This is a genomic window from Pseudarthrobacter raffinosi, assembly GCF_023913735.1.
Lineage (GTDB): Bacteria > Actinomycetota > Actinomycetes > Actinomycetales > Micrococcaceae > Arthrobacter > Arthrobacter raffinosi.
The window spans coordinates 127,947-137,753 of record NZ_JAMXBH010000014.1 but is presented as its reverse complement, the minus strand read 5'-3'; the positions used below and the strand labels follow the sequence as shown (position 1 = coordinate 137,753).

Genomic DNA, 9,807 nt, shown 5'->3' with positions numbered 1-9,807 from the left:
TACCGTCGGCCTAACGAAGTCCACTATGGTTATCAACAGCCAGCCTTGGCAGCGTAGAAGAATTCACTAATTCCGCTGTCCGAAATCCCCGCAGCAGCTCAGTTACGGCGTCGTCGTCGGCGCTGGTCTCTGCCGGGCTGCCGGTAGTGGGGGCGGGGGTGAGGGCTGCGGCGAGGTGTTCCCTCATTGGTGGGACGGGGTCTCCGGTGAGGGTGGTGGCGGGCAGGATGGTGTGGGCGAGGTGGATGCGGCGCTGGGCTTCGCTGCGCCCGATCCGGAGCCGGAGGCGCAGGAATTCGGCGGTGTTTTTGCAGCCGTCATCGGCCGGTGACCCCGGAACGGCCCGGGTGCTCCCGGTGGCGGTCCGGGGTTTCCGGCGGTGGTCCCGGCGGGCCAGGCGGCGTCGGTTTCGTTCAGGGTTTCGACGCCGTTGTCCCACCCGGTGACCCAGTCCCGGGTGGTCCGGGTGGCTGCCGCGGCGGTGATGGCCTTGGTGCGGGTGCGGTCCACGGCGCCCGCGGCGAGGATCTGGAGGTAGTCCACGGTCCGGGAGAGCTCCTCAACCAATCCGGCGAAATCGGCGGCCTCGACGTAGCCGGCCATCGCCAGGGTCCCGGGAGCAGACGCGGCGGCGGCGTTCACCGAGACGATCACCGAAGCCAGCCCGGCGTCGGCCGTCAGCACGGCGGTGCCGCCGCCGTTCCGAGCAAGCCGATCCCCGAAAGCTTCCATAGGAATACTCTGCCGTGGGGGTACGACATTATTGCCGCCGTCACCTTGGCCAGGGTTGGAAGCGCCCCCAACAGCCGAACAGGCGAGCGTCAGCACGGCGGTGCTACCGCCGTCGTCCGCAAGCCGATCCCCGAGAGCTTTCATGGGAATACTCTGCCAAGGGGGTACGACATTCAACCGAGGCGGTCCCGGCCGTGGGCAAAGCCGGAAGCCGGGACCACCAGCAGAGCGTCAGTCCTCCGCGATCACGGCAACCCCGCCGGCCTCAACAGTCCCGGTGAACGGCGCGCCGGTCAGCAGGTCAATGCCGGCCGTCTCCACCGCGGCGGCCGAGCGTGAGTGGTTGATCGCGAACAGGAAGCTGCCGCCGTCGTCGGAACGGCGGCGCACGAGCTCCACGCCGCGATCGGCCCTGGCAACAGGGGCCACTCCCGATTCGGCCAGCAGCCGGTCCACGACCGCCTCGATACCGTCGCGGTCCGGGAATGTGGCGAGATACCAGGCCGCACCGGCGCGCGCACCATCACCAGCACGAACCGCGTGCCGCGTCAGCGACGGCACGCCATCCAACGGATACTCGGTGAAGGTCTGCACCGCTTCGGCCCCCGCGAGGTGCACGTGCTCACTCCACACGGACGAGACCCCGCCGTCGCTCAACTTCAACTGCCCGCCGGCAAGCACCGGATGGAACTCCTCCACCCGGATCCCCAGCAGCTCCCAGAAAGCGCCGGGATAGCCGCCCAGCCGGACGTGGTCCTGCTCGTCCACAATCCCGCTGAAATACGTCACCAGCACCGTGGCTCCGGCCCGCGCGGCAGCGGTGATGTTGGCAGCGGCTGCGTCTGTCACCGAATAGAGCGTGCACACCAGGACCAGGTCGTAGCCCTCTAGAGGCGAAGAAGAATGGACCAAATCCACTGCGATCCCGCGCAGGAACAGCGACCGGTGGAAAGCCCGCAACACGTCGAGATACTTCACGTCCTGGCTCGGTTTGGAGTCGATTTCGCTGGCCCACCAGGCTTCGTAGTCGAACACGATCGCCACGCGAGATTCCACCCTCGAGCCGCGCACCGGCGCGATCTGCTTGAGGGCGGCTCCGAGACCCACCACCTCGCGCCACACGCGCGTGTCACGGCCACCGTGCGGGACCATCGCGGAGTGGAATTTCTCGGACCCGGCAAAGCTCTGCCGCCACTGGAAGAACATCACCGCGTCCGCCCCGCGGGCCACATGGGCCAGTGAGTTGCGCAGCATTTCGCCGGGCATCTTGGGCGGGTTGCGCGGCTGCCAGTTGACGGCCGACGTCGAATGTTCCATCAGGATCCACGGGTGCCCGCCCGCAATTCCCCGGGTCAGATCAGCGCTGAACGCGAGTTCGATCTGACGCTCGGGATCGGCGGCAACCAGGTAGTGGTCGTTGGCGATGACGTCCAGGTCCTTGGCCCACTCGAAGTAGTCCATGGCTTTGGTGGCGCTGGACGCCATCAGGTTGGTGGTGCAGGGGACCCCCGGGGTGACCTCCCGCAGGACCGCCACGAGCTCGCGGTAGTAGTCCATCAGCACCCACGAATTGAACCGCTGGAAGTCCAGCTGCTGGCCCGGATTCAGCGTGGAAGGCGCGACGCCGGGCGGCAGGATCTCCTCGAAGGAACCGTAGTTCTGGGACCAGAACGCCGTGCCCCAGGCCGCATTGAGCGCCTCGATGCTGCCGTACCGGCGCTCCAGCCAGGTGCGGAAGGCAGCGGCGTCCTCCGCGCCATGGAACTCGGAGACGTGGCAGCCGAGCTCGTTGTCCACATGCCATAACGCCAGCGCGGGGTGGCCTTTATACCGCTCGGCGATCACCCGGGTGATGCCCGTGGCATACCGGCGGTACACGGCCGACGACGGTGTGTAGTGCCGCCGGGAGCCCGGTCCCAGCACCGTTCCATCAGCCGTGACCGGCAGGATTTCCGGGTATCTGTGCACCAGCCAGGCCGGGGGAGCAGCGGTGGCAGTCGCCAGGGCAACCTTGATCCCGTTGGCGGCGAGATTATCCAGCACTTCATCCAGCCAGCCGAAGTTGTATTCGCCCTCAGCCGGTTCAAGCAGGGCCCACGAGAAAATGCCCACGCTCAGGAAACTGACGCCGGCTTCCTTCATGAGCTCCAGGTCTTCCAGCCGGACGTCCACGGGCCACTGTTCAGGGTTGTAATCGCCGCCGTAGGCGATCCCTTCCACGTTGCTCCAGACGCTGGCCGGACCGGAATTACGCTGCATGCTCATGGGACTCCTTCGTCTACGGGAATGGACTAAACGTACCTGAATCCCGAGGTTTGGGAAAACGCTTGCCCAAACTTCGGAATGCCGGTATTGTATCGTTTCAGAAAGCGTGTAAGCCAGCTCACAACTCACGTTGTAAACACAGAAGCCACGGGCCTGCACAACTCGAGCAAGGAGGCTCTTATGATCAACAGAAGGAATTTCCTCACCACCGTAGCCATCGGCACGGCATCCGCTGCAGCACTGGCTGCGTGTGGCTCACCGGCCCCCAGCCAGACGGGTTCGGCGGAGAACCCGGTCACCATCAACTACACCTGGTGGGGCAACGATGACCGCGCCGAGCGCACCCGCAAGGCGATCGCGCTGTTCGAAGAAAAAAACAAGGACATCAAGGTCAACGGCAACTTCACGGACTTCGCCGGTTACTGGCAGAAGCGGGCCACGGAAGCTGCCGGTGGCGGCCTCCCCGACGTGATGCAGTGGGACCTGTCCTACATGCGGGATTACGGCCAGCGTAACCAGCTCCTGGACCTGGGCACGGTCAAGATCAACACGGACGCCTTCGACAAGTCCCTCCTGCCGTCCGGCCAGATCCGGGGCAAGACCTACGGCATCCCCACCAGCACCAACGCCTTCGCCGTTTACTACGACCCCGCAAAGCTCGCCTCACTTGGCATCGCAGAGCCGGACGGCACCTGGACCTACAAGGAATACAACGACTTCCTGACGGAGGTCGGAGCCAAGGGCAACGGCGCTCTCTTCGGCGGCACGGACTACACCGGCGTCTGGTGGATGTTCAACATCTGGCTGCGCCAGAACAACACCGAAGCCTTCACCGAGGACGGCAAGCTCGGCTTCACCAAGGACCACCTCAAGAAGTGGTGGAACCAGACAGCGGCTCTCCGCGGCACCCCTGCCATCGTTTCCGAAGAACGCGTCACCCAGCTCGCCCCCAAGTCGCCGTTCGGCTCAAACGTCTCAGTCACAGAGGTCACCTGGGACAACTTCATGGCCGCCTACCTTGGAGACAGCGGCGCCAAGGAGCTCAAGCTCGTTCCGGTTCCCTCCGATGACAAGGATAACCTGGGCCTGTTCCTCAAGCCGTCCATGCTGATGGTGGCCAGCGCCAAGACCAAATACAAGGATGCCGCCGCCCGGTTCATCGACTTTATGGTCAACGATCCCGAGGTGGGCCAGATCTTCAAGACCTCCCGCGGCGTTCCGGCCTCCAAGACCCAGCGCGACGGCACCACCTTCGAAGGCACCGACAAGCTGGTAGTTGATTACGAGAAGTCCATCGAAAAGTACCTCAAGGACGCTCCGGAACCGCCCATCGTCGGTTTCGGCACGCTGGAAGCCTCCTTCAAGCGCATCAGCTCTGACCTGAACTACGGCAAGCTCACCATTGACGGCGCGGCTGACGCGTGGTTCAAGGAAGCCGAAGACCTCATCAAGCAGAACGCCTGATCCCAGGCCTTCACAACTGACGGAATGAATTCGTGACTCAAAGCCCAACCCTGAGCAGGCGTTCGACGTCGCCGTCCGCTCCCGCTCCGCGCAAATCAAAGCGGAGCGGGGCGGACGCCCGCGCCGGCTACACCTTCCTGTTGCCCTGGCTGCTGGGGTTCATCGCCCTGACTGTGGGCCCGATGATCTCCTCGCTGTACCTGTCCTTCACCAACTACAACCTCTTCGATCCGCCCAAGTGGATCGGCCTGGACAACTACACCACCATGTTCCAGGACGAGCGGTTCCTGCAGTCGGTGGGCGTGACCGTGGGCTATGTGGTCTTCGGTACCCCGCTCAAGCTCGCCGCCGCACTGGCCGTGGCGATGCTGCTGAACAGTGCGCGCAAGGGGCAGGGGTTCTACCGGTCCGCGTTCTACGCCCCGTCCCTGATCGGCGCGTCCGTGTCCATCGCGATCGTGTGGAAGGCGATGTTCGGCGATTCCGGTCCGGTGGACCAGGGCCTGTCGTTCTTCGGGATCAACCTGGGCGGCTGGGTGGGCAACCCGTCCATGACCATGTCGATGTTCATCCTGCTGACCGTGTGGCAGTTCGGTGCCCCGATGGTGATCTTCCTCGCCGGCCTCAAGCAGATCCCGGCGGATCTTTACGAGGCAGCGTCGATGGACGGTGCCGGCCCGGTGCGGAGGTCCGTCAACATCACCTGGCCCATGCTCTCCCCGGTGATCTTCTTCAACCTGCTGATGGAAACCATCCACGCGTTCCAGATCTTCGCCTCGGCCTACATCATCTCCAACGGTGAAGGCGGCCCGGCCGGCTCCACCCTCTTCTACACCCTCTACCTTTACCTGCGGGGTTTCAGCGACTTCCGGATGGGCTACGCCTCGGCGATGGCCTGGCTTCTGGTGATCGTGGTGGGCATCATTACCCTGATCTTCTTCAAAACCTCCAAGTCCTGGGTCCACTACAGCGGTGATTCGAAATGACAACTATGGCAACCCCCAAGCAGTCTGCGCCGATGCTCCAGGCTCAGGACTACAACCCGAAGTCGGAGTCCGTGACGGCCAAGAGGGTCAAGAGCCTCGTTTTCCACATGGTGGCGCTCGGCCTGACAGCGGTGGTTCTCTACCCGGCACTGTGGATGGTGGCCTCGGCCTTCAAGCCCAATGCCGAAATCGGCGGCGCCAACACGTCGCTGTGGTCGAACAACTTCAGCTTCGACAACTTCGTCACGGCCATGGACGGGATCGGCGGGGTGTCCACCCTGCAGTTCTTCACCAACTCCCTGGTCCTGGCAGTCGGCGCCGTAGTGGGCACCATCCTCTCGGCCAGCGTCTCGGCCTATGCCTTCGCCCGGATCAAGTTCCCGGGCCGGAGCGTGCTCTTCGGCATGATGATCGCCACCCTGCTCCTGCCGTTCCACGTGGTGATCATCCCGCAGTACATTGTGTTCCAGCAGCTGGGCCTGGTGGACACGTACGTTCCCCTGCTGATCGGCAAGTTCCTGGCGGCGGATGCATTCTTCGTGTTCCTGATGGTCCAGTTCATGCGCAACCTTCCGGCCGAACTGGACGAGGCGGCACGTATCGACGGCGCAGGCCACGTGCGGATCTTCTGCTCCATCATGCTGCCGCTGATGAAACCGGCGCTCATCTCGACGTCGATCTTCTCCTTTATCTGGAGCTGGAACGACTTCCTGGGCCCGCTGCTGTACCTGAACACGCCCGAAAAGTACCCGCTGCCGCTGGCCCTGCGCCTGTTCGTGGACCAGACCCAGAGCTCGGACTACGGCGCCATGATCGCCATGTCCGTCCTGGCCCTGCTGCCGGTGCTGGTGTTCTTCCTGGTGTTCCAGCGCTACATTGTTGAGGGCGTCTCCACCCAGGGCCTGAAGGGCTGACGGCGACAGGAATGAGCATCATGGACAGCGCCACGCCGGCATCTGGCCGCAACGAACCGATCCCGGTAAACCGCTTCGCACTGTTTTCCGAGACCCTCCTGGCCGGGCTGCTGGTGCTGGTGCTGTCCATCCCGCTTGTCACCATCCCCGCCGCCTACGCGGCCGGTATCGCCCACCTGGAACGCCACCTCTCCGGGCGGGACGATTCGCTCCGTGCCCTCTGGAGCACCTTCCGCTCCGCCCTCCCGGGCAGCTGGAAACTGGGAATCACGACGGCGGGAGCCGCCGTCGTGATTGCCCTTAACCTGTTGCTCGCAACGGTGGGTCAGCTGCCGGGCAGTGCGGTTGTCCTGCCGGCCACGCTGATCCTGGCGGCGGCCGGAGCCGTCCTGCTCCTGCGTACCGCCGCTGCCTGGCGCAACGCTGCCGGCGAGGAATCCTCCGCGCCGGGAACCTGGTCCGCGGCCCTTGGCACCGCCAAAGCCCTCTCGCTGCGCGACTGGACAGGCTCGCTCCTCCTTGCCGCGGCGCTGTTCGCGTCCGTGGTGTTTGTCTGGATGCTCGTGGCCCTGTTTGTGGTGGTGCCCGGCATGCTGATCCTGGCCTCCGCCGCCGTCAAGATACGGTCCGGCCGCGCCTAGCAAGTCTCTGCATTTGACCTTTACTACCGAGTTGAGCCAGACGTGTCTTCCGACAGCCCAAAGTCCGCAGAATCCCTTCACACGTCCCAAAGTCGGGTCCGCTGGTACCAGCCGCTGACGCAGCACAACTACCGCCTGTATATGGGCATGACCTTCGCCGGAAGCATGGGCGTGTGGATGCAGAGGCTCGCCCAGGACTGGCTGGTGCTGCAACTGACGGGGAGCCCGGCCGCCGTCGGGATCGCCGTGGCGCTGCAGTTCCTGCCGATGCTTGTCATCGGTCCGCTCAGCGGCCTGCTGGTAGACATGTTTCCCAAGCGCAGCGTCATGATGGTGTGCCAGTCCGTGATCGCACTGCTGGCCCTGGGACTGGCCGCGTGGGACGCCAGTGGAAATATCACCGTGTGGGCGGTGTACGGAAGCTGCATTGCGCTGGGAGTGACGTCCGCCGTCGACGGTCCGGCGCGCCAGGTTTTCATCAACGAAGTGGTGGGCGACGCCGGGCTGAGGCCCGCCATCGGAGTCAACAACGCGATCGGCCAGTTTGGCGCCATGGTGGGACCAGCCCTTGGTGGGGTGGTGATCGCCCACGCGGGATCCTCCGCCGCCTTCGCCGCGAACGCCCTGCTTTCCGTGCTCGTGCTGGTCATGATCGCCGCCGTCCGGCCGGCGCTCCTGCACCTCACAGCCCCTGCAACCCGGGGACGCGGCCAGCTTCTGGCCGGCTTCCGGTACGTCCGGGAACGGCCATCGCTGCTGCTGCTCATTGTCCTGGCCGGCCTGCTGGGGGCCTTTGGAATGAACGGTCCGGTGGTGCTGACGGCGTTCGCCGAGCGCGTGTGGCACAACGGTGCGGCGGGGTTCGGCCTGTTCAACACCGTGGGTGCCGTCGGCGCCCTGGCGGGTGCGCTGCTCGCCGCGCGACTGAGGGGCATGGGCCGCAAGGGAATCGTGGCCGCAGCCGGACTCTTTGGGCTTTCGCAGCTGGTTGCCGCGCTGATGCCCAGCCTGGTCGCTTTCACCGTGATGCTTGCCGTGGTGGGCCTGATGACCCTGGTGTTCCTGACGAGCGCCGCGACAGCTGTGCAGGTGGAGGCGGGGCCCGAAGTCCGGGGGAGGGTGATGGCGCTTTACCTGCCATTGCTGCTGGGCGGGCATGCTTTGGGTGGCCTGCTGGCGGGCTGGCTGACGGAGGAGTTTGGCGTGCGGACAGGCCTGGTGGTCACCGGTGCGCTGGCCATGCTGTCCGCGGCCGTCGTCGGAGTTTTGTTGTGGCTGAATTCGCGGAGTGTGCGGAACACACGGCCACTGTGAGGAAAAGTAAGTTTGTGTGCGTTCTTGACGCGTGGTGGGGCTCACATCTACTCTGTGAGAAAGCGGTTTCTGAGACGTTATCGACTGCCAGACCAAAGGACAACGAATGCTTTTACGCGCCCGAAAATCCAGAATTCCCAAAGCCGCGGCTGTTATAGCCGTGCTGGCCCTGGCCCTCACCGGGTGCGGCGCTAGCACGCCGGCTGCCTCCGACGGAACGGTGACCTTGCGTTTCAGCTGGTGGGGCTCCGATGTGCGGCACAAGATGACTGAGAAGCTGATTGCTGCCTTCGAAGCGGAAAACCCCAACGTCAAGATTAAGGGAGAATACGGCGACTGGTCCGGCTACTGGGACAAGCTGGCCACCCAGGTTGCCTCGCAGGACGCCCCGGACATCATCCAGATGGATGCCCAGTACCTTGGCGAATACGCTGAACGCGGGGCCCTGCTGGAACTCAAGGACGTGGATCTGTCCAAGTTCGATAAGGCCGCCGCGGATGCCGGCAAGACGGACGGGGGGCAGTTCGCCGTCACGGCGGGTATGAACGCACTGGTGGTCCTGGCCAATCCGGCGCTGCTGTCCGCCAGTGGGGTGTCACTGCCTGATGATTCGAGCTGGACCTGGGATGACTACAAGGAGACGGCAGCCGACATCACCAGCAAGAGCAAGGAAGGCGTCTACGGTTCCGGCGGCGTCGTCGGGGATGCCTCCTTCAACCTCTGGATGCGGCAGCACGGGAAGTCCCTGTTCACCAACGACGGCGGCCTGGGCTTTGACGAGGCCGATGCCACCGAATACTTCGAGATGCAAGCCGGTCTGCGGGACGCCAAAGCCGTTCCGCGTGCGTCCGTTCTGACTGAAGAGGCCAGCGCACCGTTGGACCAGCAGGGCCTGGCAACGAACCGTTTTGCCATGGGGTGGGTGTGGTCCAACCAGCTGGCTGCCCTGAGCACAGCCTCAGGGCAGGCCCTGGAAATCCACCGTCCGCCGAGTGTCGAGGGCGACGCCATGAAAGCCGAGCAGTTCTACAAGGCTTCGCAGTTCTGGTCGGCCAGTTCCCGGACCAAGTATCCCGCGGAGACCCAAAAGTTCATCGACTTCCTGGCCAACAGTGTTGAAGCCGGCGAGATCGGGCTGGCAGACCGCGGCATCCCGGGCAATTCGGACGTGCGCAAGGCCGTGGCACTGAAGCTGTCGCCCACCGACGCGCTGACGGCAAAATTCATCGATGACATTGCCGACGAAGTAGGCGAGGCCCCGGCCGTGCCTCCGGCCGGATCAAGTGCGGTTTCCGAAGTCCTGACCCGGTACGCCACTGAGGTGCACTTCAGCAGGATTTCCCCGCAGGAAGCGGCGAAGAAGTCGATCGAGGAAATCAAGATTTCCCTCAGCTAAACGGGCGGGACACCCCAGGCTCGGGTCACCCAGACACGGACGACGCCGGATGCGAACCGCGTCCGGCGTCGTTTCCTTTGCTGCCCCCACCCCAA

At 64.5% G+C, this 9,807-nt stretch carries 8 protein-coding genes; 6 read left to right on the top strand and 2 right to left on the bottom strand.

Features of this window, described 5'->3' with window-relative positions:
- Nucleotides 1-183: 183 nt before the first annotated feature.
- Together NG698_RS14505 and NG698_RS14500 are read right to left on the bottom strand one after the other, a co-directional pair.
- Nucleotides 184-732, bottom strand: a complete 549-nt coding sequence (locus tag NG698_RS14505) for a hypothetical protein (RefSeq protein ID WP_252610693.1) — start codon at nucleotides 730-732, stop codon at nucleotides 184-186.
- 231 nt (nucleotides 733-963) lie between these two features.
- Complete coding sequence (locus NG698_RS14500; RefSeq protein WP_252610691.1) at nucleotides 964-2,997, bottom strand: beta-galactosidase; 2,034 nt, start codon at nucleotides 2,995-2,997, stop codon at nucleotides 964-966.
- Nucleotides 2,998-3,177: 180 nt separating this feature from the next.
- Between NG698_RS14500 and NG698_RS14495 the strand changes: the two genes are divergently transcribed.
- The 6 genes from NG698_RS14495 to NG698_RS14470 all read left to right on the top strand — a co-directional run bounded on the left by NG698_RS14495 (nucleotide 3,178) and on the right by NG698_RS14470 (nucleotide 9,712).
- Nucleotides 3,178-4,461, top strand: coding sequence for an ABC transporter substrate-binding protein (locus tag NG698_RS14495; protein WP_252610689.1), 1,284 nt, complete (start codon nucleotides 3,178-3,180; stop codon nucleotides 4,459-4,461).
- Nucleotides 4,462-4,493: 32 nt separating this feature from the next.
- Nucleotides 4,494-5,447, top strand: a complete 954-nt coding sequence (locus NG698_RS14490; protein ID WP_252610687.1) for a carbohydrate ABC transporter permease — start codon at nucleotides 4,494-4,496, stop codon at nucleotides 5,445-5,447.
- Nucleotides 5,444-6,361, top strand: a complete 918-nt coding sequence (locus NG698_RS14485; protein WP_252610685.1) for a carbohydrate ABC transporter permease — start codon at nucleotides 5,444-5,446, stop codon at nucleotides 6,359-6,361. The genes NG698_RS14490 and NG698_RS14485 overlap by 4 nt, the downstream gene beginning before the upstream one ends.
- Nucleotides 6,362-6,372: 11 nt before the next feature.
- A complete protein-coding gene (locus tag NG698_RS14480; protein WP_252610683.1) occupies nucleotides 6,373-7,002 on the top strand; it encodes a Poxvirus protein I5 in 630 nt (209 codons plus the stop codon).
- A gap of 42 nt (nucleotides 7,003-7,044) precedes the next feature.
- Entirely contained in the window at nucleotides 7,045-8,316 is a 1,272-nt protein-coding gene (locus tag NG698_RS14475; RefSeq protein WP_252610681.1) for an MFS transporter, read from the top strand.
- 106 nt (nucleotides 8,317-8,422) lie between these two features.
- Nucleotides 8,423-9,712: an ABC transporter substrate-binding protein gene (locus NG698_RS14470; protein WP_252610673.1), complete on the top strand. Its 1,290-nt coding sequence runs from the start codon at nucleotides 8,423-8,425 to the stop codon at nucleotides 9,710-9,712.
- Nucleotides 9,713-9,807: the final 95 nt, after the last annotated feature.

Bases quoted from the DNA above. Each gene is read 5' to 3' on its own strand.
- NG698_RS14505 (WP_252610693.1), bottom strand. From the start codon at position 732: ATGGAAGCTTTCGGGGATCGGCTTGCTCGGAACGGCGGCGGCACCGCC.
- NG698_RS14495 (WP_252610689.1), top strand. From the start codon at position 3,178: ATGATCAACAGAAGGAATTTCCTCACCACCGTAGCCATCGGCACGGCA.
- NG698_RS14500 (WP_252610691.1), bottom strand. From the start codon at position 2,997: ATGAGCATGCAGCGTAATTCCGGTCCGGCCAGCGTCTGGAGCAACGTG.
- NG698_RS14485 (WP_252610685.1), top strand. From the start codon at position 5,444: ATGACAACTATGGCAACCCCCAAGCAGTCTGCGCCGATGCTCCAGGCT.
- NG698_RS14480 (WP_252610683.1), top strand. From the start codon at position 6,373: ATGAGCATCATGGACAGCGCCACGCCGGCATCTGGCCGCAACGAACCG.
- NG698_RS14470 (WP_252610673.1), top strand. From the start codon at position 8,423: ATGCTTTTACGCGCCCGAAAATCCAGAATTCCCAAAGCCGCGGCTGTT.